Here is a 22,383-nt window from a genome sequence, read left to right as displayed (position 1 = left end):
CAACATCATAAAAAATGGGCGGTATCAAAATATGATACCGCCCATTTTTTATGTAATCGCCGGTGGTCCAATCCCGGCATTTGATTTTAGTTATTGAGATTGGGATTATTCTGCACTTCCGAAATAGGAATGGCAAACAGGTAATAATTGCTATACGGCGTAAAAGCTTTGCCGTCCGGTTGTTTCAGGGTAAGATGTCCTTGCCCGGCTACCTGTAAAAAAGTACCGTCTGCCCGACGTACATTAATAATACTGTCTTCCCCTGTATAGGAAAGAAACGGCTTCCTTACTACGGTGCCGCCTGTACGAATAATATCAGATAGTGCAAACCCTTCTCCCCACAGTTCTTTTCTTCTTTCTACCAGGATAGTATCCAGCAAATTACCTCCGCCTTTGTAGGTAGTGGCATTACGTGCAGCACGCAATACATTCAGTGCTTCGGCACCTTTACCGTTATTACCATTACGGGTATATGCTTCTGCTTCTATCAGGTACATTTCTGCGGAACGCATCAGCACCAAGTCACCTACGAGTGCAGTAGCATCACGGAAACGGAACTTCTTGTAGCGCAGGTAACCTTCCTGATCAGGTAATGTATCCCAGTCAAATAAGCGGAAACGTACGTCTGCACTGTCAAAGAAATTTTGGAAGTAAGGATCACACATGAAGCTCTGGTAGTAAGAAGCAGGCGTAGACACATCCAGGAAATGGAAATTATAGCTGGCATTACTCTGATTGGGAGTCTGACCGTGTCCCCAGATCCATTCTACGTTATTCAGGTCACTGAACCCTTTATTATAATCGTCACCAGACATCAGGGAATAACCACTGCGGGCTGCTACTGAAGCGGTAATAGCCTGTGTCCACTGATGGTTATAGAGATATGCTCTGGCCAGTAAACCATTGGCTACATTCCCATCAATCTTCCATTTCTGGCTGGGATTACGCTGATAATCCTTCAGCAATGGCAACGCCTTCTCCAGGTCAGCAATCACCTGTTTATAAACATCTCCGATGGTGGATTTAGGCTTTCCTACAGACGTAGCAGTAGTAGGCTCCAGGTAAATGGGCACTGCTTTTTCAGTACCGGTTCTGTTAAACTGATAATAAGAAGCAAGTGTCAGGTAGCAGTGGGCGCGCAGGGCATATGCCTGGCCCTTGATGCGCTGTTTTTTAGCGTCATCTCCGGTAGCATTATCTATTTTCGCGATGATATTATTACAGTTATCAATCACCTTATAGAGGATGGTCCAAAAAGCGGTTACACGGTTTTTGGTATTATCTACCATTTCGGTGAAACCATAAGAGTCCCTCAAACCATATGATTGTGTTACGGCAATATCACTACCCATGGCATCGCTGGTCAGGTGAATGGATTTGTAACCGGGAACAGCATATGAAAAAAACTCTTCAAACATATATGACCAGGTACCATTCATCACAGTTTCCACATTATCTACGGTATTGAACACCTCATCGTCCGGCACAGCATTGGTCGGCTTGGGTTCCAGGAAGTCCTTACTGCAGGATCCCAGCACAAGAACAGCGATGATGAATATAAAAAAGTTCTTTTTCATGGTCTTGATTTTTAGAAGCTCAGGTTAATACCGGCAGATAAAGATTTGATAGCCGGATAGCGATAGTAAGTAGTACCTCCAACGGATTGCTCAGGATCCAGTCCCTTATGATTATATAAGGTGAAAAGATTTTCTCCCTGTACATAAACGAGTACATTGTTAAGATGTGCTCTTTCCATCAGTGACTTAGGGAGGTTATAGCTCAGGTTCAACGTTTTCAAACGGGCGTAGCTGGCATCATACAAAAAGCGACTGGAAACGGATGTCCAGTTGGTTTGAATGGTAGTCAGCTTCGGTACATCTGTCTTCGTATTTTCCGGAGTCCAGCGGTTTAGCATTTCTGTACCGAAAGACCGTCCTGCGGAGGTTCCGGTGCCTAACAGGTACAGGTAATCCTGGTCGAGTACCTTTCCACCCAAACTATAAGCAACCATGAACGACAACGAAAATCCTTTGTAGTTGAAGGTATTGGTGAAACCACCATACACATCCGGCAGGGAGGAACCTGTATAATACAGCGTTGCGGAACTATAGGTGCCAGTTGTACCCTTGGTGCCATCTGCATTGGTAACGTACCATAACGGTAAACCTGTCTTCTCATCGATACCGGCCCAATCGCGGAGCCAGAAATCATAAATAGATCTTCCTACCATCAGTTTTTTAGTACCGCTGATAATTTCTTTTTGCGGTAATTCCGTCACCTTGTTTTTATAATGGGTCGCATTTAAATCCACTACCCAGCTAAAATCCTTTGTCTTTACCGGAACACCATGCAGGGTCACTTCATAACCTGTATTTTTCAGTGCACCGATATTCTGTGCGATCGATCCATAGCCCAAAGAAGGTGGCAATGGCTTCAAATATAACAGGTCTTTGGATTTGCGCTGGAAGAACTCCAGGGTACCACCAAACCGGTTGTCGAACATGGAATAATCCACACCCACATTCAGATTCAGATTGGTTTCCCATTTCAGGTTTTTGTTGTAAAGCACCCTGCGATAAGTACCACCTTCTCCCAGGTTACTGTTTACTTCCAGCAATGGAAGATAGTTGTAGTAAGAACCGAGATTATCATTTCCCTGTGCACCGTAGCTGGCACGAAGCGTCAGCAGATTAAGCCAGCTGCTGTTTTTCAGGAACTCTTCTTCTGTAAGTTTCCAGGAAGCGCCTACAGACCAGAAAGTACCCCAGGCGTGATCTGGTGCAAAACGGGAAGATCTGTCGGAACGAACGGACCCTGATAAAAAGTATTTTCCCAGGTAATCATATTCCGCACGGCCCAGGTAACTGTAAAGGTTATATGTATCTGAGTATCCCTGCAGATCTTTGATCAGCGAGGCATCAGACAATTCATCAAGGCCCAGCAGGGAGAAACCTGAACGCGTACCATCCATGAAGGTGTTGGTATATTTATAGGTTTCCTGTCCTGCCAACAGGTTCAGGTGATGCTTTTCATTGAATGTTTGCTCGTAAGTAAGGATGTTATTGAAAGTCCAGCTGAAAGTACGGGTAGACACTTTTTCTACGGTACCTCCTACTTCTGCATCAAAACCATACACCGGGTTCGTATATTCATGTTGATTTTGGGCGGTATAATCTGCGTTGTAGCTGGTTTTAAACTTCAGCCCTTTCCAGATAGTCGCCTCTCCAAATACACGTGCGGACACATCATCTCTGGTGAAGTTATGCTTATCTATTGCGGATGTTCCTACCAGGTTACTGTTGGTATTTGCTGCGCTGGGGCGGTAACTACCGTAATCAAATATTTTGTTCCCTTTAGCGTCCAATATATAGGCACCGGTAGTTCTATCCCGCTGATAAATAGGATAAAAGCTGGCCATAAGGCGACCGTAATTCACGTAGTTATCTGTGCGGCTGTCTTCTGAAGGAGGTGCCTGTTGGTCGGAATGTGCGCCACTGACGTTCAATCCAACTTTCAGCCATTTCTTCGCGTCTAATTCTACATTGCTGCGTACATTATATCTTTTAAAACCGGAGGCCAGGTAAACACCCTGATCATTGAGATAACCGCCGGAAATATAGTACCTGCTTTTTTCGGTAGCGCCACTGATGTTCAGATCGGCTTGTGTACGGTGTCCGGTGCGTTGCATCGCATCACTCCAGTTATCATCCCACAATGTTTTAGCGCCTGCCACCAGTTTACCGTCTGTTCCTACCGGTTGCGGAAATGCGGTTCCGTAAGGGTTAATACCAATTCTTCTGATAAGATTGCTGCTCGCCTGTGTGGCGGCTGTTGCGGGAGACTGACCATTGGTTAAACCGGCATTACGGAGTGCTTCCCAATACATTTGAACGTATTGATCGGTGCTTACTTTTTCATAGTCCTTTACAGCTCTCTTGGAGAAGCCCTGGCTAACACGTGCATCTATTGTAGTACCCTGACCCCGGCCTTTTTTGGTAGTGATGATAATCACTCCATTTGCCGCACGGGAACCGTACAATGCACTGGAGGCCGCATCCTTTAACACGCTGATAGACTCTATGTCGGATGGATTGATGGCACTGAGACTACCACCATAAGGTACTCCATCCACCACATATAGCGGATCTGCAGAAGCGTTGATAGAGCCAATTCCGCGAATGCGGATAGTGGCATCAGAACCAGGCTGCCCGCTGCTGGAAGTGCTTTGCACACCCGCTGCCAGCCCCTGTAATGCTTTGGTGACGCTGGATACTTGTCTGTTTTCCAGTTCGGTGCCTTTGATCTGCGCAACAGAGCCCGTATAAGAGCCCTTCTTAGCAGTACCATAAGCCACTATTATTTCTACTTCACCCAAATCCTTTCCGGAAGAACGAAGTGCAATATTCAGCGGAGTATTGCTGATCAGCACTTCCTGTTGTTCCATACCGATAAATCGGATTTGCAAAGTAGTGGCTGCAGGATCGTTGATCTGCAGTTTAAAATTTCCATCTGCATCACTAACGGTACCATTGGTGGTACCTTTCACTACCACAGAAGCACCTGGCAAAGGTGTATTGTCTTTTGCAGAATAAACACGTCCGGTAACGGTTCGTGTTTGTGCCCATACTGCTGTTGAACTGAATAATAGCAGTAAGAGGAGTAGTCGATGTAACATAAGTAAAATGTTGAATTGAGCAGTGATTGGTTTTTCCTGGCAATAAAAATGCTACACCTGTATTTAAACAGGCTTTACAGCGTTGAATTCCATTGTTGATTTAATACCGGTACAGTCGGAGTTCCGGGACAGTTAATGATCGTTGTAACCTGCTTGCATGGCGCTTAGGCTAAGCAGATAAAAAATTTTCCTTTGGTTTTTAATTAATGTAACAACAATAGTTGCGAACAGTAAATGGTTGGGTATATTTCTCCATAAGCTTTTTCTTTAAAAACAGTTCCAAATTCATTATCCTATAATTCCTATAGACTAGTGGGCCGCAAAGCTATCATCTTTAAGAGATAAAAACAAAAGAATTGTTAAAAAAGTTGAAATAAAAATAACACATTAAAATTAATGTACAAGACAAGACTGAAATTTCTATGAAAAAAATATGATGAACGGTTAGCCCCCCTTGTGCATTAAAAGGACAATAATAACACCTGAAGTAGTGAGGGTAATATTAGCCACCGCATATGCCACTGTATATCCGAGCGCAGGCACTTTACTATTCAGTGCGTCCTGCACCGCCAGCAAGGGTGCAGATTCATCGTGTGCGCCCGCACAGGCACCAAGACCTATAGCCGGATGGAATTTGAATACATATTTAGAGAGAAACAATGCCACTACCATTGGCAACAGGCTTAGTACCACACCCGCCAGGAAAAGCGTTACGCCTTCTTCTTTCAATCCTTTTAAAAAACCTTCACTGGCACTTAGTCCAACAATGGCAATGAATACATGTAAGCCCAGTTTGGTGAGTACCCATTGGGAGGCGGCAGGGATATACCCAAAACGGGGATGGATACCTCGTGCCCAGCCAAATACCAGACCAGCAATCAGTGCACCGCCACTGGTACTGAGTTCTACCGGTACATTCCCCAGTCGTACACTGAGACTGCCGAACAATGTACCCGCTACGATACCGGCTGCGAGATAAACGATATCAGTTTCCACTCCGCTTCGTTCCTTATAGCCTAACACCGCCACCGCTTTGTCCAGTTCCTGTTGAATGCCTACCATTTCTACAACATCTCCTTTTTGTACAATGGTGTGTGCAGACAAAGGCATTTCGATACCTGAGCGGGTTATTTTGCGTACGCTGATGCCATGAAATTCAGGATGCCGGCTAAATTCCTTCAGTGGTTTATTATTAGCCGCCTTATTGGTGATAATCACTGAAGCCGACTGCACGGGAAAAGTCAGTAATTCCGCATCAGCCACCTCTTTACCCAGTAAGGATTCCGAAGCAATTGCTGCAGATCGTTGACCACCAATGGCAATAATATCTCCGGGTTTAATGATAAATCCATTACTGGTTTCAAACAATTTCCCATTTCGTCTTACCCGCAAAATGTATAACACTCTTTTCTTGTCATGCAGCATATCTTCAATCTCACCTACTGTTCTGCCCTCTCCTGCCAGCTCTCCATTGACGAGGTAGGCCCGGAATGCCACCTGATCATAGGCGTTGGTGATATTCTCCTCTCCTTCTGCACTGGCTTCCGATACCTTCGCTTCCAGCTCTTTGGTTTCTTCAATTAACTTTGCCCTGCTACCAGACATAAACCAGGGACCAATCACAGAAAGAAACCAGCTGGTGCCGGCCGTACCAAAAATATAAGTGACTGCGTAGGCAATTGGGATCTGGTTCACCAGGGTTGTCTTTTGGTCATCATTCAGATCCAGTTCATTGATGGTATTGGAAGCAACCCCTATAATAGCGGAGCAGGTATTGGCACCTGACATCAAGCCAGCGGTGGTGCCGGTTTCGAAGTGTAACAAGGAAGCAATACCCCAGCAAAAGAGTAAGCTGCTGCAACATACAATAAAGGAGAATAGTGCAATAGGTAATCCATCTTTTTTCAGGCCCTGAAAAAACTGCGGGCCTATACCATAACCCGTACAAAACAGGAAGAACAGGAAGAAGATAGATTTTGTTTCGGAGGGAATACTAATATGAAAACTGCCAATGGCAATACCCACCAGTAATACACCGGTTACCGTACCCAATGTAAAGCCTTTGATGTGTGCTTTCCCTATCAGGTAGCCAATAAGCAGGGTAAGCATCACCGCTATTTCAGGATATTTCTGCAGTGTGTCGATAAACCAGGTGAGCATAATGAAATATTAAGTTTGCGCTTATATTACAATTATGATCACCTCTTGGTTCGGAAGGAAGGAGCTTATTCTACATCAATCCACTTTCAAATCCCTCATCAATCAGCCAGTCGCCGCTGTCAGCAGCCTGTGTAGCCAATTCATCGCAGCGGTTATTGAACGGATTGCTGGCATGCCCTTTCACCCACTGCATTTTTATTTTATGTTTTTTATACAAGGGAATGAAACGTAACCAGAGATCCTTATTCTTTTTGTCTTTGAAATTAATTTTTACCCAGCCCCATAGCCAGCCTTTTTCAATACTGTCAACTACGTATTTGCTGTCTGTAAATATAGTGACTGCCACGCCCTCTTTCTTCAGGGCTTCCAGTGCTACAATCACTGCCAGGAGTTCCATCCTGTTGTTAGTGGTTTTACGATATCCCTGCGATAATTCTTTCCTGATACTTCCCCATATCAGCACAACACCATATCCTCCCGGGCCAGGATTGCCGCGGGATGCACCATCTGTATATACTACCAGTTCAGCCATGTTCATTTTTAAAGAAGCGCTAAGATAGATTATATTGGCATAAAGCGGAAAGCAGAAAGCCAAAAGCTATTGAAGCGAAGATAATAGCGAATAACGCTTAAAGTATCCGCTTCAATAGCTTTTGGCTTTCTGCTTTAAGCTTTCCGCTTTCTACACCTGGAATACACCAACATTAAATGCCTGTTCTACCGGTGCGTTGTTGGCAGCTTTGATACCTTCCGCAATGCGCACCCGGGTGTCTGCCGGATCGATGATATCATCAACCCACAGGCGGGATGCGGCATAATAAGGAGTGGTTTGTGCGTAATACTTATCTGTAATTTCTTTCAGCAGGCGGGCTTCTTCCTCGGGTGTAATCACCTCACCTTTGGCTTTAAGAGAAGCGACCTGTATCTGCAGTAATGTTTTAGCTGCCTGCTCTCCTCCCATCACCGCTATTTTGGCAGAAGGCCATGCATATATAAAACGGGGATCATAGGCCTTACCACACATGGCGTAGTTGCCGGCGCCATATGAATTACCGATGATGATAGTTATTTTGGGTACCACAGAGTTGGCCACTGCATTCACTAATTTGGCGCCGTCTTTAATAATTCCGGCGTGTTCACTTCTGCTGCCGACCATGAATCCGGTAACGTCCTGCAAAAATACCAGCGGAATTTTTTTCTGGTTGCAGTTCATAATAAAGCGGGCAGCTTTATCAGCACTGTCGTTATAGATAACGCCGCCCATCTGCATTTCACCTTTGCGGCTTTTTACTATTTTACGTTGATTGGCCACAATGCCCACCGCCCAGCCATCAATGCGGGCATATCCGCATAAGATGGTTTTGCCATAATCCTGTTTATACTGATCAAAAGCAGATCCGTCTACCAGGCGTTCAATCACTTCCAGCATATCGTAAGGACGGGAGCTGTCTACCGGCAATACGCTGTCGAGGTCTTCTCCTGATTTGAGTGGCAGCTGAGGTTCAATCCGATCAAATCCTGCTGTAGGCTGATGTCCCAGCTTACTTACAATACGCTTCACCTGGTCAAGGCACTCTTCATCTGTTTTAAATTTATAGTCCGCTATACCTGAAATTTCTGTATGTGTAACGGCGCCGCCCAACGTTTCCGCATCTACGTCTTCGCCTATCGCAGCTTTTACCAGGTAGGGGCCTGCGAGGAAAATGGAACCGTTGCCTTCTACCATCAGTACTTCATCGCTCATAATAGGCAGATACGCTCCTCCGGCAACACAGCTGCCCATGACCGCTGCAATCTGTGTAATCCCCATGGCACTCATCCGTGCATTGTTGCGGAAGATGCGTCCGAAGTGTTCTTTATCCGGAAATATTTCGTCCTGCATAGGCAGAAATACACCGGCGCTATCTACCAGGTAGATCACTGGCAGCCTGTTTTCCATAGCAATTTCCTGCAAGCGAAGATTCTTCTTTCCGGTCATCGGGAACCAGGCGCCTGCTTTCACGGTCATGTCATTTGCGACAATCATGCACTGCCTGCCGCTTACATAGCCTATTCCGCCAACGGTGCCTGCTGCAGGGCATCCTCCATATTCTGCGTACATATCATAAGCGGCAAAAGCACCTATCTCCGTAAACGCAGAATCCCTGTCTATTAAATAATGAATACGTTCGCGGGCAGTCAGCTTGCCGCGCTGCCGTACTTTCTCCAGGCTTTTCTTTCCTCCGCCCTGTTCTATTACTCCGAGGCGTTGTTTCATGGTGCTGATTGCCATCCGCATAGCATCTTCATTTTTGTTGTTCTCCAGTTGCTGCTGATCCATAACGATGGTTTTTTTATATTCTTTAAAAATAAGGGAAAGAATTCAGTAAATTCGAATTACGACAAGGCTACCGGCCTTTGTCTTACCCATATTTAGATGATTATTATGATTAAAGGGGTTATATTCTTATTTATACAGCCGTACACCGGTTATGTAAGTACCCGTTTAAAAGAGACAAGGATATCTTTTAAAAAATAAAATCCGATCGTATGTCGTTAACGGAACATTTGGCCACCTCACTGGAAAACCTTTACAATGGACAACCCTGGATTGACGTTACTTTTTCCCCTCATTTATCCCGCATTGATGCACGACAGGCTGTAAAGACGTTTGGGGAATCAAATAATATCTGGGAGATTGTCAATCATATCATATTCTGGCATCAGCGTGCGCAACGTTTTATGCATAACGAAGCCCCTGAGCAGGACGGAGATCTGCCGGATTTTTATATGCCTGAAAATCATGGAGAAGAAAACTGGCAGGCCACCATACACCGGCTGGCGCATTCTTTCGGGCAGATAGCCGCCACGATCCGTAAATTTCCGGAGAAGGAATTGTTCGATACTTTTCCCGGCACAGAACACATCGCTATTTATTATCTGCAGGGACTGGCAGAACATGATGCCTATCACCTGGGGCAAATTGTATTGTTACACAAATACGCTTAAAACAAATCCATATCATAGCGCTGTTCATACAGTTGTTGGCCCCATAGCTGCAGGTATTTTTCACCTGTTTTGCGAAAGCCTGCATTTTTATAAAGTGCAATCGCCGTTTCCTGCATACTGGTTGTCATCAGGTATACTTTCTGATAATCTTTCTCCCGGCAGAAGACAATGGCTTCCTGTAATAATTTTTTACCGAGTCCCCTGCCCCGGTAGTCCGGGTGTATCAGGAACCAGCGAAGCTGGGCCAGGTGTCTGGAAGAACCCAGGATAGCTACCGATCCCACGATCTGATTATCTGCTATCGCCAGGAAGATGCGATCCTTGGCCGGATTATAGGTAGGTAAAAATTCGTAAAACGTTTTACATACATATGCTTCAAACTCGAGGTTGTAACCGGATTCTTTCGCATACAGGTGTCCGTGCAGGTAAATGAGGTAGCCCACATCTCCTGGCTGGAGGTTATAACGGATATGGATATCCGAAACGGCTGCTCCTTCCCCGGCAGACAATACCTGTTGTATCATTTTCATTGCGCCGGATACCTGTAGCTGTTGCTTTTCAGCCAAAGGAGCTATCAGGTGCTGAATTTCTCCGGTAGACTTTTCTTCCAGTCCTGCCAATAGTTTTTTACCGGCAGCGCTGAGGTGCAGAAAAAACGTACGGCCGTCGGCGGTAGACTGCTGTCGGTTCAGCCAACCGTTCTTTTCGAACTTTTTCAGCATGCGGCTGAGGTAACCACCATCGATCTTTAAAATATTAATTAACTCCCCTGCGGTGCATTTATTGAGCTGCCCGATTTCATAAATGACCCTTACTTCAGAGAGAGACAAGTTACTCTCCAGGATATGTTGATTGAGTAATCCAATCATACCGGTGTAAAAGCGGTTAAAGCTTCGGATGTCGCTGACTACGGGAGATTCGTTGGCCATAGGTGATTGTTTTCCAGACAAAAGTAAATAAATACTTGACAAAAGCAAATTTATTATTTGCCTTTGTCAAGTATTTTTTAATGGCCATTATTTGCCCTTTCCGGTGTGCTTTTATTCCGTTGAGGGTCTGTTACGAGGTAAATCGTGGCTTGCAAAACATGCTGCAATCAGAGTGGCGTACCAGCCCATCCCGTTATAGAAATACCCTTCATCCGGTATCACCGGAAATAGCTACGGCCGTTTTGATTTCAGGCGACTGAGGGTTTCCTGGGAAATATTCAGGTAAGAGGCCACTAACTTATTGGGGAGCCTTTGTACAATATGCGGACTTTTGTGCAGTAGTTGCTGGTACCTTTCTCCGGCGCTCTGGGTGATAAAGCTCATCAATCTGCCGGTGTTTACCACGTACGCATTTTCCAGGTAGTGACGATAAAATTTCTCCCAGCCCGGTATGGTATCCAGCAGGTAATAAAAGTCATTGCGGGAGATGGCCAACAGTTGACCCGGCAGCACTGCCTGGATGAATTCATGAGAAGGCTGTTGACCAATAAAGCTCATTAATCCGCTGACGAAATTATTCTCAAACGCGAGATAGCGGGTAGCTTCCTGTCCGTTTTCATCTAAAAAATAAACCCTTACACAACCGCTTCCAACAAAAAAAATATTTTTAGCCACCTCGCCTTCTGCCAGCAACAGTTGATTGCGGACCGTTTTCAGCGGTTTAAAATGAGACAGTACGATGCTGAGTTGCGCATCTGTTACATTTACTTTGCTGAGGATGTAGGTGCTGAGCTGTTCGTACATACTTACATGTTATTACGGTGTGCCTGCTTTCTCAACACCAAATATATTAATAATGCAGCGATCGCCACCAGGATAGTTGCCACCAGGAATACCACGGAGATAGCGTGCGTAATGGTTCCCTGCCGGATGAGCAACGCAAATACTGCTCCCAGTACAGCCGTTCCCGTTATATGACCGGTAGTGCGTGACAACGATAGCAACCCACTCATCAATCCCCGCTGTTCAGGTGTTGCCAGCTCCATCACGGCTGTATTGTTGGGCGTTTGGAAAAAAGTAAGTCCTACCTGAATCAGCCCGATGCGCCATAAAAAGCCAAAGATACCCTGTTCAGGCGTAAGACTGCTCATCGCCAGGCAACCAGCCACCATGATGAATACCCCTGCCAGCATTACTTTGCGGGCATGAAATTTATCGGCTGCCTTACCTGCAAACACGCTTAGCAGCGCAGTTACCAGTGGACCAAACGACATCAGCAGTCCTGTTTGTAATGGAGTATAATGCCCTTCATTTGTAAGGTAAAATGGTAATAGTACCACAGTTGCCATGATGACGGTATACACCAGCCATGCAGCAATAAGACTCGCACTCAACATGGGATTGCGAAACAATTGCATGTTCATAAATGGCTGGCTGACTCTTTTTTCATAGCGCACAAAGAGTACGATGCCACCAGCAAAACCCGCCAACAAAATCAGTACCGGCCGGCTTAACAGCCCCTGATCTTCCATCATGGTCATGCCCATGCAATAGCAAACCAGTACTCCTGCCAGGATCAGCATCCCGGTCCAGTCGGTTTGCTGCGCTCCCGCTTTGGCCACCACGGGTACGTACCGGCGCACCAGTGCATAGGCCAGTATACCCAGCGGTATATTCACGAGAAACATAGACTGCCAGCCCAGCGTAGATACCAGGATGCCGCCACAGGTAGGGCCGGAAGCAATGCCCAGGGGTACCATCATCGTCAGCCACCCCATTGTTTTGCCCAATTGTGCTTTAGGGACCAGGTCACCTGCAATAGCAAAGCTGAGTGATAAACAGAAAGCAGCGCCAACGCCCTGCAAGCCCCGGAAAACGATCAGCGTACCGATGCCGGGGGCCAGGCCGCAGCCAAGGGAAGCGAGGGTAAACAGGCCGATACCAAACAGGTATAATTTCCTTTTACCAAAGATATCTCCCAAACGGCCGGCACCGGCAATCAGTGCAGTAAGCAGCAGCATGTAACTAAGCACTACCCATTGTGCCGCCGCAAAAGAAGCCTGCAGCTGTTTCATTAATACCGGTAATCCAACGATGACAATACTTGTATCCAGGTTGACCATAAACAGGATCAGTGATATTCCTATCACTGCCGCCTTCACAAACCATTGACGGGGTTGAGGCGAATCCGCCACCGGCGGAGCATTCATTGTTAAAACAGACATATCATATTTTTTGATGCCGCAAAGATGACTTTATCCGCTTCCCTGAAAATTGATCCATGTCAATAAATGAAGGAGGCATTCCCTTCCTGCCGGAAGACGGGAAGATCATTATCTTTGCCTCTTTGCAGGAAAGTAGTATCTTGATCAAATTTGATTTATGTCGCCAGGTTTATTATTCTCATTCGTCGTTGCCTACTTTGTCATTCTCTTAGTAGTGGCATGGTACACGGGTCGTAATTCCAACAATGACTCCTTTTTTATCGGTAACCGCAACAGTAACTGGATGCTGGTTGCCTTTGGCATGATAGGCACTTCTCTCAGCGGGGTTACATTTGTAAGCGTACCGGGAGCCGTAGGAAAAGATGCCTTTTCTTACATGCAGATCACCCTCGGATATTTCATAGGGTACATCACCATCGCCTATGTATTGATACCATTGTATTACCGGCTAAAGCTCACCTCTATCTATAATTACCTCGATAGTCGTTTTGGCAACCGTTCCTACAAAACAGGTGCTTCCTTCTTTATTCTTTCCCGCACCCTGGGTGCTACCGCCAGGTTATACCTGGTAGTAAGAATATTACAGGATGCTATTCTTTCCAGCTTCGGTGTTCCCTTCTGGCTTACCACGCTGATCATCCTGTTTATGATATTGCTGTATACCTATGAAGGTGGTGTTAAAACCATTGTATACACTGATACTTTACAAACTACCTGTATGCTGGCAGGACTGGTGATTTGCGTAGGATTTATGCTGCATACCATGCACCTGAACCTCGGAGAAAGTTTCACTGCCATGCACGAAAGAGGACTGACTACCATCTTCAATACAGATCCGGACAGCAAACTTTTTTTCCTTAAGCAGATTGTGGCGGGTGCCTTCATCACCATTACCATGACCGGTTTGGATCAGGAGATGATGCAGAAAAACATCTCTGTAAAAACATTAAAAGATTCGAAAAAAAATATGGTATCGCTGGCCTTTATTATGGTGATCGTAATTGGGCTGTTTCTTTTCCTGGGCGGTTTGCTTCACTTATATGGTGCCCAGCAGCAGGTAACTGTTACGGGAGATAAATTATTCCCGGAACTGGCATTGCATCATATGCCGCCGGTGATCTCCGTTATCTTCATCATTGCACTGATCTCCGCACTGTTCCCCAGTGCCGATGGTGCTATGACTGCGCTGACCTCCTCTCTTTGCATTGATATCCTAAACATGCAAACGAGAACTGACTGGACAGAAGAACAGAAGAAAAAATACCGTCAGCGTATACACCTGATGATGGCATTTATTTTCCTGCTGTTTGTGATGATATTTGAGTGGGTCAATAACCAGAGTATGATAGGTGTGATTCTTAAAGTAGCCACCTACACTTATGGTCCGTTGCTGGGGTTATTTGCCTTTGGTATTTTAACGAAACGCCGGGTAAACGATATGCTGGTACCGGTAGTATGTGTGGCCGCTCCCCTGCTCTGCCTGGTGGTTGATCTTAATCAGTCTGCCCTCTTCGGCAGTTTCCAGATAGGATTGGAATTACTGATTATTAACGGATTATTTACCTACCTGGGATTGTTACTCATTTCCCGTAAAGCATAATTTCAGGCACTGCTGCTATGCCGTCAACAGCATAGCAGCAGTTGTTATTTATGCTTCCACAGCTACTTCTACGGCCTTCGTTTTGCTCAGATGATGTAACTCCAGTATAGTTGTTTTCCCATTCTCACTTTCCCGGTACATCGGTACAAATTTGCGGTTATGCAAAATTTCCTGGTAGGTATAAGAGGTACGCTGTATCACGGTATTAGCGTATACATCATTAAATCCTTTTACGGTTACATATAGTTCCACATCTGCTGTTTCCAGATCCTGTGCAGAAAATCCAAGCAGGGGGCTGTTTTCATCAATGGGATGCACCACTGTCCAGTTCATTGATAATGTTTCTACCATCCTTCTCTCCAAAGGCAGCGTATAAAATTTATACACTGCATTGCCATTCTCCTGTACCTGCAAACCCAGTGTTACCAGCACTTCCACATTGGTAAGCGTGTGATGTTCTTTGTAGGAAGCAAAGCGAAACATGAGGGCTGTTTTATCCTGGTAAGGAGCGATGAGTGCTTCATCACTAAACAGCAGGTGGGCCCGTGGCTTCGAAAACCGGCCATAGATAAGACCTGTAGCCACTGCAAATGAGAGGAAGCCCGTCATGGCCTCAATCGCCGCTACCAGGTTCACACCATCTCCTACGGGGTTTACCCGTCCGTACCCTACTGTAGTAAAGGTTTCTGTGCTGAAGAAGTAAATCTCTTTAAATCTTTCCCAGGTTGTTTGGCCTATAATACCCTGGAATTGTGCAGCCCCTAACCACCAGTATATGCCGGAATACAACAGGTTGATAGAAAAATAAAAAAGCAGGATGACCACGCCAAACTGCCATGCCGGCACATTCAGCAATGCATGATAAATATTGAAACGGTGCATAAAGGAACGTCCTTCACGACGTATATTAAAACTCCCGTCACGATTGATAAAACGACCGCCGTAACCATTTGCATTCACGCCAAATCCGGTGTCGTCATTTTGTCTGGAAAAAGGGTTTATTCTTTTCAGAAGCGCCATAAGATCGATAATTATGGCATAAAGGTAAGAGAGAAAAATTGAATCTGTTTGAGTGTGTTTGAGTTTGGTTAACGAATGAGGAATTTAAAAGGAGTTTCTTGTGAAGAAATTTGACAAAAACAGTGGCTTTTAATCTAAAAATAAACTTTGACGACTGCTATGAAACAGAAATTTTAAAAGCAGACTTCAGTTTGTCCAGTTTTAATACTTGCTTAAAAAATGGTAAAAAAGAAAGAATTGGCATACACATATCTGACACTGTTCATCCACTAATTCCTGATGTACACAATCTCTCATTCGGTCCAATAAATAATAAAGGAGAGATTGACGATAATGTTAAACTAAACCACCTAAATCATTCAAAGTTTTTTTCAACTATTGTACTGGCTGCCATGACATTCCTAGAAAGAAAACGTTCCTGCTTTTTAGGAATTGATGGTTCAAACAATGCACGGGCATACATGTATTATCGTTGCATACAAAACAATTATAGCTTCCTGACACAATACTTTAAAATCTTTGGCGTAAACTATTATGCAAGGATTTTACGGAAGGAAAAGGATGAAGACAGCTCATATCCAATAGATGTTGATGACATATTTACATTGCCTAAGTCTATTCAAAAGGAAGTCATAATCACATATGAAAAACTATACAACTATTTCATATTCAAGCTGATCTAAAAGGCGGGATATATTTCCACTATTTCTTTTTTTTGCATAACTTCATAATTATGGACAAAGAAACCCAAAAAAAAGTAGATGCCCTTCTTCTCAAAGCAAAGCAATGTGAGGATCGTAAGGTTAAAGTTACCTTGAAATCAGGAGGGGTGAGTTCATTGGGCCGGGTTATTAAAACCAAAGAACAAGCGCATGTCTTTTTGACAATTTTAAAATCATTATAAGCATACTATACACTAGATTATTTAAGGTGGGCAGATAGCATCTGTTCACCTTTTTTCATGCTTGCCATTCAACCAAAAAATAAATATTTTATTAAAAAATATCCCTACTTTATTACAACCTTAATTCAGTCTGTTTAGTATACCCATTTTAAAACCTTCCCTAAATTTCATGTTATGCATTTAACCAGGAGAATCCTGTATTCATTGACATTACTCGTTGCCCTAATGACCGTTGCCTTCACCGCCCGCTCCCAGAGCTATGTGTGTACGCTGATTAAAAACGGGCAACTGACACCGCCATCCGGAAGCGGAAGTCCCGCTATTCAGTTCCACACCATTTCTTTTGCCGGAAGTGGCAATGATGCAACAGGGGTCAATGCCTTTGGGGGATATTATACATCCCCCTACAAACTGGCGTTTAATCCGCCTAATGAATCAATTACAGTAAACCTTTATTTCAGCGATGTGCCTTATGGGTATCACTACTATGTAAGTGCATATGTAGATGGGGTGCTGGCTTATAAAACGCCCATGCAGTTTTATTATCCCTCTATGGGTTCCAATGTACCCGTAATATTGTCGCCTGTTCCGATATCCGGCAGCGCCAGCACGGTAGAGATAAGATTAACAAATTCCTGATCCTTGTAAAAGGAAATTTATCTGACTGGATAAGGTTAACAAAAAAGGTTGGCTTTCAGCCAACCTTTTCCTCAAAGAAATTTATTTACAATCACCATCCGGTGTGCAAACTTGTCCTGATAAGGTTTCCAGCTCTGTTACAGATTGTGTTTTCTTCCATTCTCCATACGCCTGCTCCAATGCCTGCGTAAATGCATCTACCGGTTGCGCGCCGGATACGCCATACTTACGATCCAGTACAAAAAACGGTACCCCTCTGATGCCCAGCTGCTGTGCTTCATTCACATCATTATTTACAGCCGCTGCCAGGTCACCGGATTTCAATACCGCAGCTATTTCTGCTTTATCCAATCCTATTTCAGTACCGAGTTCCAGCAGGGTTTCGTGATTGCTCATGTCTTTACCTTCGGTGAAGTAGGCGTAAAACAGTCGTTCTTCTGCCGCATCGCCCAACTGGTGCTTTTTCGCCAGTTGAATCAGGCGGTGTGCGTCAAAGGAATTAGCGATGACAGCTTTATCGAAGTTATAGGTGAGACCAGCGTCTTTAGCGGTGCTGGTCATTTGTTCGTGTACCGTCAAAGACCATTCACGGGATTGTCCTTTTATTTCTGCCACATAATCGTATACATCCTTGCCTGGCTGGGATTGCAGCGCAGGATTCAGTTGAAAGCTCTTCCACTCTACCGTAACGTTATCTTTTCCCGGAAACTGTTCCAGTGCTGCTTCAAACCGCCGTTTGCCTATGTAGCAAAACGGACACATGATATCAGACCATATTTCTACTTTCATTATATTTTATTTAAGATCCAGCTGCAAAGTTAATATATTTGCTATCAAAAAGTAACCAGTTTCCTTTAAGTAAGTGCTTTACAAGAGGTAACCAACCTATATGCAGATGAAAACAGAAGAATTAACGGTCAATTGTGGTAAAGAAATGGAAGGGAGCAGCCACAGCGACTGTCATAAAGTGATTATGCCGGTAAGGGATGCACTGGATGTGATCAGTGGTAAGTGGAAGTTACCTATTATCATTGCGGTGTCCAGGGGACATAAACGTTTCCGGGATATTGAGCGCAGCATTCCTAAAATCACCTCTAAAGTATTGTCAAAAGAGCTGAAAGACCTGGAAACACATAAGTTGGTAAAGCGTACTGTATACGATACACAACCCGTATCAGTAGAATATACGCTGACGCCCTACGCCGCTACGTTGGACAGCGTTATCATTGCCTTACAGAAATGGGGCATTCAACACAGAAAAAAGATATTGGGGAAATAGCACGTACGCCGGTACCCGCTATTTTTCTATTCTTCCGAAATTTTCAATACAATTTTTCCTCTTCCAGGGCCGCCATTTTTGCTGAACTCCTGGGCTGCAGCGGCCTGGGATAATGGCTGGAACACGCGGCGGACATAAGGTTTGATCAGGTCCCTTTCCAGCATTTTATGCACTTCTTTCATGGCAGCGAGTGTTTTAGTGCCACCCCATACGGCGCGGATGCCGGCAGCCGTCACCTTTTCAGGATCAGGCATCTGAACAATACAGAGCAAAAGTCCTCCGGGTTTCAGCACCCCCATGGAGCGTTCGGTGGTATCTCCTCCTACTGTATCAAATACAATATCTACGGAGTGCACCAGTGTTTCAAAAGGCGCGGCCTTATAGTCGATCACTTCGTCGGCACCCAATGCCGTCACAAAAGCTATATTCTCCGCGCTGGCGGTTGCGATTACATAAGCGCCGGCGTTATAGGCCAGTTGTACTGCGAAATGTCCCACTCCACCTGCGCCGGCATGAATCAGGATCCGTTGTCCCTTTGCCAGCCGCGCCACATCAAACAATGCGCCCCAGGCTGTCTTAGCACCGCCCATCGCCGCTGCCTCCTCAAAGGAAAGGTGTGTAGGTTTACGAAACAACAGTTCTGCCGGGGAAATAGCATAGGCAGCGTAGGAACCATCCACGGCACCATAAACTTCATCTCCTATTTTCTTACCAAATACACCTTCACCAACAGCAGTAACTACTCCGGATGCTTCCACACCGGGTATATAGGGCAGCGGATGCTGCATTAATCCTTCTCTTAATTTCCAGTCGATGGGATTTACCCCACTGGCTACCACCTTAATCAATACCTGGTCTTTTGCCGGCACTGGTACCGGCACCTCTTCCAGCTGCAATTGTTCCGGGCCTCCATAGGCATGTACACAAATGGCTGGTATGTGGAGGTTTTTCATAGATTTTTTTATGCTAAAATAAGCTTTTAGCCTTTAGGTTTTAGCTTTTAGCAAATGCAGCGGAGATCAGCATATGGCAAGCTAAAAGCTAAAGGCTAAAAGCCAAAAGCTAAAAAAAGCTATCTTTGCCGTTCATATTATAGCAGTATCATGACTTTTGGTGATTTAAACCTCAATACTCCTTTATTAAATGCGTTAGATGAATTAGGTTATAAAAGACCTACGACTATACAGCAGCGTGCATTTTCTGTGATCATGTCCGGCCAGGATGTGTGCGGAATTGCGCAAACCGGTACCGGTAAAACATTTGCTTACCTGTTACCGACCCTTCGTCAGTTTAAGTTTTCGAAAGAGAAATACCCCTCTGTGCTGATTATTGTACCTACCAGGGAACTGGTAGTACAGGTGGTGGAAGCGGTGAAGAAACTTACCACGTACATGAATGTATCTGTATTGGGTGTGTATGGCGGGGTAAATATGAATCCCCAGATGGAAGCTGTGCAGGATAAACTGGATATACTGGTGGCTACACCCGGACGCCTGTACGATATTATCCTCAGTGGTGCACTGAAAGTAAAATCTGTAAAGCGCCTCATCATCGATGAAGTAGATGAAATGCTGAACCTGGGCTTCCGTACACAGTTAAGAAACATCATGGACCTGTTGCCTCCGAAAAGGCAAAACCTGATGTTTTCCGCTACCATTACGGAAGATGTAGAGAAAATGATTCAAACGCATTTTGACAATCCACTACGGATTGAAGCGGCACCTACCGGTACTCCCCTGGAGAATATTGATCAGATTGTGTACAAGGTGCCTAACTTCTATACCAAGGTAAACCTGCTCGAATTGCTGATTACGGATGATCAGACGATGACCAAAACCCTCATCTTCGCAGCAACCAAGCAGTTGGCCGATGATCTGCATGAGCAGCTGGAGAAAGAATTTCCCGGCAAAGTAGGTATCATTCACTCCAATAAAGAACAGAATCATCGTTTCAATACTGTTCGCAAATTCCAGGCGAATGAATACCGTTTCCTGATTGCTACCGATATCATTGCCCGTGGACTTGATATTGCCGAGGTAACCCATGTCATTAACTTTGACACGCCGGAAGTACCCGAAAACTATATCCATCGTATAGGCAGAACCGGTAGAGCTGATAAAAAAGGTATTTCTATTCTCTTTACCAAAGATGCAGAAACAGAAAACCTGTCGCGGATAGAAAGCCTGATGAATTATGTGATTCCTGAACAACCTTTACCAGAGGATTTAACTATTTCTGATGTATTGACAGAAGATGAAAAACCGAAGATACATATGCGTAATGTACTGGTGAAAGCACCTAAGCGGGAAGATGTAGGCCCGGCCTTCCATGAAAAGCTGGCCAAAAACAGGAAAACCAACAAGAAGGTGACGCATAAAGAAAAAATGATGTTGAAATATGGCAAGCCTAAAAAGCGCGGCGCCAAAAAGAAATAGCTGAAAGCAAAAAGCAAAAAGCCATTGTGTACGGGATATAAGCGAATGATTTACGCTTTATACTACTACACAATGGCTTTTTGCTTTCAGCTATTTGTGTAACATCTCCTGTTACATATACCCTGCGCTCTCTGCCGGGCAACTCAGGGCATCCGGCACATGATAGTTAGCTTTTCATTATGTAAACGCTGTCGATCCCATGCTTAGCGCCCGCTATGTACCTATAAAAGCACTGTAGCAGAGGTGGACTTGATGCGGGGATGCTTAGCTCCCGATATATACCTATAAAGCACTGTAGCAGAGGTGGACTTGATGCGGGGGTGCTTAGCTCCCGATATGTACCTATAAAAGCGCTGTAGCAGAGGTGGACTTGATGCGGGGGTGCTTAGCTCCCGATATATACCTATAAAGCACTGTAGCAGAGGTGGACTTGATACGGGGGTGCTTAGCTCCCGATATATACCTATAAAAGCACTGTAGCAGAGGTGGACTTGATGCGGGGGGCTTAGCTCCCGATATGTACCTATAAAAACACTGTAGGAAAGGTGGACTTGATACGGGGGTGCTTAGCTCCCGATATATACCTATAAAGCACTGTAGCAGACGTGGACTTGATGCGGTGCTTGGATACCCGGCTTTTGGCGGCATTACCCAAACATTGCCCGGCAGGATTCGGGCAACTGATTTTTTGCTGCAAGGCAGCGGTCAGGATTTTAGAAGCATTTGTTAACGGAATAACAATTCATTAACAAACTTCGTTGGTAAATAAAAATCCGTACCACCAATTGCATCGAATATAAACATGTGCATGTAAGTGTATCGAAAAAACAAACTGTCTTTCAGAAGGTCATTTTCAGTGCTTTATGTGAATTTGACTGACAGTTACCATTAAATAACCGCGTAATAACATCCTTGAAACATCAGCAACCAGATACCGGGTTTGCCATTATCAACTAAATCCCAGCATGAGTGCATCTATCAACGATATTGAATTGCTTGCACAACTGAAGACGGGCAGTCTTCCGGCTTTCCAGTATTTTTACAGTGCCTACCGTCAGTGGCTGTACGTAACTGCTGTGTCTATACTGAAAAACGAAACGGAGGCCCAGGAGCTGGTACAGGATCTTTTTATTGATTTCTGGCAAAAAGACCTGAGTGCGCGGATAGACCTAAGTACAACCAATTCTCTGAAAAATTTCTTATTTGTCAGCATCCGTAACCGCTGTCTGAATAAAATAGCTAAGGATGCCACGCGAAGCAAAAGATTAAAAGATATCATTCTGCCTGAAACCTACACATATCCACAAAGCAGGTTAGAGAACAACGAACTGAAGGAACAGCTGGAAACCGCCATCAGCCAGCTGCCAGAGCGCCAATCAATCGCCTTCAGGCTGGCTTACCAGGAGCACAAAACACGCAAAGAAATTGCGGCCTTCATGGACACCAGTGAAGAAACTGTGAAAAAACAAGTCGCCACCGCGCTGAAAACTTTACGGGCATCTTTAAAAAAAATCCTTTTTTAATACCCC

General features: G+C 44.8%; 19 protein-coding genes. 8 read left to right on the top strand and 11 right to left on the bottom strand.

Annotated features, from left to right (window positions below):
• Positions 1 to 86: 86 nt before the first annotated feature.
• From AB4Z08_RS27430 to AB4Z08_RS27410, 5 genes are all read right to left on the bottom strand, one after another.
• The gene (locus tag AB4Z08_RS27430; RefSeq protein WP_441576986.1) at positions 87 to 1,577 is read right to left on the bottom strand and encodes a RagB/SusD family nutrient uptake outer membrane protein; all 1,491 of its coding nucleotides are present in this window, start codon (positions 1,575 to 1,577) and stop codon (positions 87 to 89) included.
• Positions 1,578 to 1,588: 11 nt separating this feature from the next.
• Positions 1,589 to 4,675, bottom strand: coding sequence for a SusC/RagA family TonB-linked outer membrane protein (locus tag AB4Z08_RS27425; RefSeq protein WP_441576985.1), 3,087 nt, complete (start codon positions 4,673 to 4,675; stop codon positions 1,589 to 1,591).
• 444 nt (positions 4,676 to 5,119) lie between these two features.
• Complete coding sequence (gene aspT / locus AB4Z08_RS27420; RefSeq protein WP_441576984.1) at positions 5,120 to 6,835, bottom strand: aspartate-alanine antiporter; 1,716 nt, start codon at positions 6,833 to 6,835, stop codon at positions 5,120 to 5,122.
• Positions 6,836 to 6,905: 70 nt separating this feature from the next.
• Positions 6,906 to 7,367 carry a ribonuclease HI gene (rnhA, locus tag AB4Z08_RS27415; protein ID WP_441576983.1) on the bottom strand — a complete coding sequence of 154 codons (462 nt, stop codon included), beginning with the start codon at positions 7,365 to 7,367 and terminating at the stop codon, positions 6,906 to 6,908.
• A gap of 150 nt (positions 7,368 to 7,517) precedes the next feature.
• Positions 7,518 to 9,155 (bottom strand): acyl-CoA carboxylase subunit beta, encoded by a 1,638-nt coding sequence (locus tag AB4Z08_RS27410; protein WP_441576982.1) that lies wholly within the window; start codon positions 9,153 to 9,155, stop codon positions 7,518 to 7,520.
• A gap of 209 nt (positions 9,156 to 9,364) precedes the next feature.
• Here AB4Z08_RS27410 and AB4Z08_RS27405 point away from each other — a divergent pair, with 209 nt between their 5' ends.
• On the top strand, positions 9,365 to 9,823 hold the full coding sequence (locus AB4Z08_RS27405; protein WP_441576981.1) for a DinB family protein: 459 nt from the start codon (positions 9,365 to 9,367) through the stop codon (positions 9,821 to 9,823).
• On the opposite strand, the gene AB4Z08_RS27400 is transcribed toward AB4Z08_RS27405, so the two are convergent.
• The 3 genes from AB4Z08_RS27400 to AB4Z08_RS27390 form a co-directional block, all read right to left on the bottom strand.
• Positions 9,820 to 10,752 (bottom strand): bifunctional helix-turn-helix transcriptional regulator/GNAT family N-acetyltransferase, encoded by a 933-nt coding sequence (locus AB4Z08_RS27400; protein ID WP_441576980.1) that lies wholly within the window; start codon positions 10,750 to 10,752, stop codon positions 9,820 to 9,822. The two genes, AB4Z08_RS27405 and AB4Z08_RS27400, sit on opposite strands and share 4 nt — an antisense overlap.
• Positions 10,753 to 10,983: 231 nt before the next feature.
• Complete coding sequence (locus AB4Z08_RS27395) at positions 10,984 to 11,556, bottom strand: Crp/Fnr family transcriptional regulator (RefSeq protein ID WP_441576979.1); 573 nt, start codon at positions 11,554 to 11,556, stop codon at positions 10,984 to 10,986.
• 2 nt (positions 11,557 to 11,558) lie between these two features.
• A complete protein-coding gene (locus tag AB4Z08_RS27390; protein WP_441576978.1) occupies positions 11,559 to 12,977 on the bottom strand; it encodes an MFS transporter in 1,419 nt (472 codons plus the stop codon).
• Between the two features lie 157 nt (positions 12,978 to 13,134).
• Between AB4Z08_RS27390 and AB4Z08_RS27385 the strand changes: the two genes are divergently transcribed.
• Positions 13,135 to 14,577, top strand: coding sequence for a sodium:solute symporter (locus tag AB4Z08_RS27385; protein ID WP_441576977.1), 1,443 nt, complete (start codon positions 13,135 to 13,137; stop codon positions 14,575 to 14,577).
• A gap of 48 nt (positions 14,578 to 14,625) precedes the next feature.
• On the opposite strand, the gene AB4Z08_RS27380 is transcribed toward AB4Z08_RS27385, so the two are convergent.
• Positions 14,626 to 15,597 carry an ion channel gene (locus tag AB4Z08_RS27380; RefSeq protein WP_441576976.1) on the bottom strand — a complete coding sequence of 324 codons (972 nt, stop codon included), beginning with the start codon at positions 15,595 to 15,597 and terminating at the stop codon, positions 14,626 to 14,628.
• A 122-nt stretch (positions 15,598 to 15,719) separates the two neighbouring features.
• Between AB4Z08_RS27380 and AB4Z08_RS27375 the strand changes: the two genes are divergently transcribed.
• From AB4Z08_RS27375 to AB4Z08_RS27365, 3 genes are all read left to right on the top strand, one after another.
• Positions 15,720 to 16,280 carry a DUF6934 family protein gene (locus tag AB4Z08_RS27375; RefSeq protein ID WP_441576975.1) on the top strand — a complete coding sequence of 187 codons (561 nt, stop codon included), beginning with the start codon at positions 15,720 to 15,722 and terminating at the stop codon, positions 16,278 to 16,280.
• 50 nt (positions 16,281 to 16,330) lie between these two features.
• Positions 16,331 to 16,501 carry a hypothetical protein gene (locus AB4Z08_RS27370; RefSeq protein ID WP_441576974.1) on the top strand — a complete coding sequence of 57 codons (171 nt, stop codon included), beginning with the start codon at positions 16,331 to 16,333 and terminating at the stop codon, positions 16,499 to 16,501.
• Positions 16,502 to 16,675: 174 nt separating this feature from the next.
• On the top strand, positions 16,676 to 17,140 hold the full coding sequence (locus AB4Z08_RS27365; RefSeq protein WP_441576973.1) for a hypothetical protein: 465 nt from the start codon (positions 16,676 to 16,678) through the stop codon (positions 17,138 to 17,140).
• An 81-nt stretch (positions 17,141 to 17,221) separates the two neighbouring features.
• On the opposite strand, the gene AB4Z08_RS27360 is transcribed toward AB4Z08_RS27365, so the two are convergent.
• Positions 17,222 to 17,929, bottom strand: a complete 708-nt coding sequence (locus tag AB4Z08_RS27360) for a DsbA family oxidoreductase (RefSeq protein WP_441576972.1) — start codon at positions 17,927 to 17,929, stop codon at positions 17,222 to 17,224.
• A gap of 106 nt (positions 17,930 to 18,035) precedes the next feature.
• On the opposite strand from AB4Z08_RS27360, the gene AB4Z08_RS27355 reads away from it, so the two are divergent.
• The gene (locus tag AB4Z08_RS27355) at positions 18,036 to 18,419 is read left to right on the top strand and encodes a winged helix-turn-helix transcriptional regulator (protein WP_441576971.1); all 384 of its coding nucleotides are present in this window, start codon (positions 18,036 to 18,038) and stop codon (positions 18,417 to 18,419) included.
• Positions 18,420 to 18,445: 26 nt separating this feature from the next.
• Here AB4Z08_RS27355 and AB4Z08_RS27350 read toward each other — a convergent pair whose 3' ends face one another.
• Positions 18,446 to 19,372, bottom strand: coding sequence for an NADP-dependent oxidoreductase (locus AB4Z08_RS27350; protein ID WP_441576970.1), 927 nt, complete (start codon positions 19,370 to 19,372; stop codon positions 18,446 to 18,448).
• 150 nt (positions 19,373 to 19,522) lie between these two features.
• Here AB4Z08_RS27350 and AB4Z08_RS27345 point away from each other — a divergent pair, with 150 nt between their 5' ends.
• Together AB4Z08_RS27345 and AB4Z08_RS27340 are read left to right on the top strand one after the other, a co-directional pair.
• Complete coding sequence (locus AB4Z08_RS27345) at positions 19,523 to 20,854, top strand: DEAD/DEAH box helicase (protein ID WP_441576969.1); 1,332 nt, start codon at positions 19,523 to 19,525, stop codon at positions 20,852 to 20,854.
• A gap of 965 nt (positions 20,855 to 21,819) precedes the next feature.
• Entirely contained in the window at positions 21,820 to 22,377 is a 558-nt protein-coding gene (locus AB4Z08_RS27340) for an RNA polymerase sigma factor (protein ID WP_441576968.1), read from the top strand.
• Positions 22,378 to 22,383: the final 6 nt, after the last annotated feature.

Source organism: Chitinophaga sp. RAB17, from assembly GCF_052114225.1.
GTDB lineage: Bacteria > Bacteroidota > Bacteroidia > Chitinophagales > Chitinophagaceae > Chitinophaga.
Note: the sequence above shows the minus strand (reverse complement) of the source record. Positions and strands in the feature narration are given on the sequence as shown.

Bases quoted from the DNA above. Each gene is read 5' to 3' on its own strand.
- AB4Z08_RS27430 (WP_441576986.1), bottom strand. From the start codon at position 1,577: ATGAAAAAGAACTTTTTTATATTCATCATCGCTGTTCTTGTGCTGGGA.
- AB4Z08_RS27425 (WP_441576985.1), bottom strand. From the start codon at position 4,675: ATGTTACATCGACTACTCCTCTTACTGCTATTATTCAGTTCAACAGCA.
- aspT (WP_441576984.1), bottom strand. From the start codon at position 6,835: ATGCTCACCTGGTTTATCGACACACTGCAGAAATATCCTGAAATAGCG.
- rnhA (WP_441576983.1), bottom strand. From the start codon at position 7,367: ATGGCTGAACTGGTAGTATATACAGATGGTGCATCCCGCGGCAATCCT.
- AB4Z08_RS27410 (WP_441576982.1), bottom strand. From the start codon at position 9,155: ATGGATCAGCAGCAACTGGAGAACAACAAAAATGAAGATGCTATGCGG.
- AB4Z08_RS27405 (WP_441576981.1), top strand. From the start codon at position 9,365: ATGTCGTTAACGGAACATTTGGCCACCTCACTGGAAAACCTTTACAAT.
- AB4Z08_RS27400 (WP_441576980.1), bottom strand. From the start codon at position 10,752: ATGGCCAACGAATCTCCCGTAGTCAGCGACATCCGAAGCTTTAACCGC.
- AB4Z08_RS27395 (WP_441576979.1), bottom strand. From the start codon at position 11,556: ATGTACGAACAGCTCAGCACCTACATCCTCAGCAAAGTAAATGTAACA.
- AB4Z08_RS27390 (WP_441576978.1), bottom strand. From the start codon at position 12,977: ATGTCTGTTTTAACAATGAATGCTCCGCCGGTGGCGGATTCGCCTCAA.
- AB4Z08_RS27385 (WP_441576977.1), top strand. From the start codon at position 13,135: ATGTCGCCAGGTTTATTATTCTCATTCGTCGTTGCCTACTTTGTCATT.
- AB4Z08_RS27380 (WP_441576976.1), bottom strand. From the start codon at position 15,597: ATGGCGCTTCTGAAAAGAATAAACCCTTTTTCCAGACAAAATGACGAC.
- AB4Z08_RS27370 (WP_441576974.1), top strand. From the start codon at position 16,331: ATGGACAAAGAAACCCAAAAAAAAGTAGATGCCCTTCTTCTCAAAGCA.
- AB4Z08_RS27365 (WP_441576973.1), top strand. From the start codon at position 16,676: ATGCATTTAACCAGGAGAATCCTGTATTCATTGACATTACTCGTTGCC.
- AB4Z08_RS27360 (WP_441576972.1), bottom strand. From the start codon at position 17,929: ATGAAAGTAGAAATATGGTCTGATATCATGTGTCCGTTTTGCTACATA.
- AB4Z08_RS27355 (WP_441576971.1), top strand. From the start codon at position 18,036: ATGAAAACAGAAGAATTAACGGTCAATTGTGGTAAAGAAATGGAAGGG.
- AB4Z08_RS27350 (WP_441576970.1), bottom strand. From the start codon at position 19,372: ATGAAAAACCTCCACATACCAGCCATTTGTGTACATGCCTATGGAGGC.
- AB4Z08_RS27345 (WP_441576969.1), top strand. From the start codon at position 19,523: ATGACTTTTGGTGATTTAAACCTCAATACTCCTTTATTAAATGCGTTA.
- AB4Z08_RS27340 (WP_441576968.1), top strand. From the start codon at position 21,820: ATGAGTGCATCTATCAACGATATTGAATTGCTTGCACAACTGAAGACG.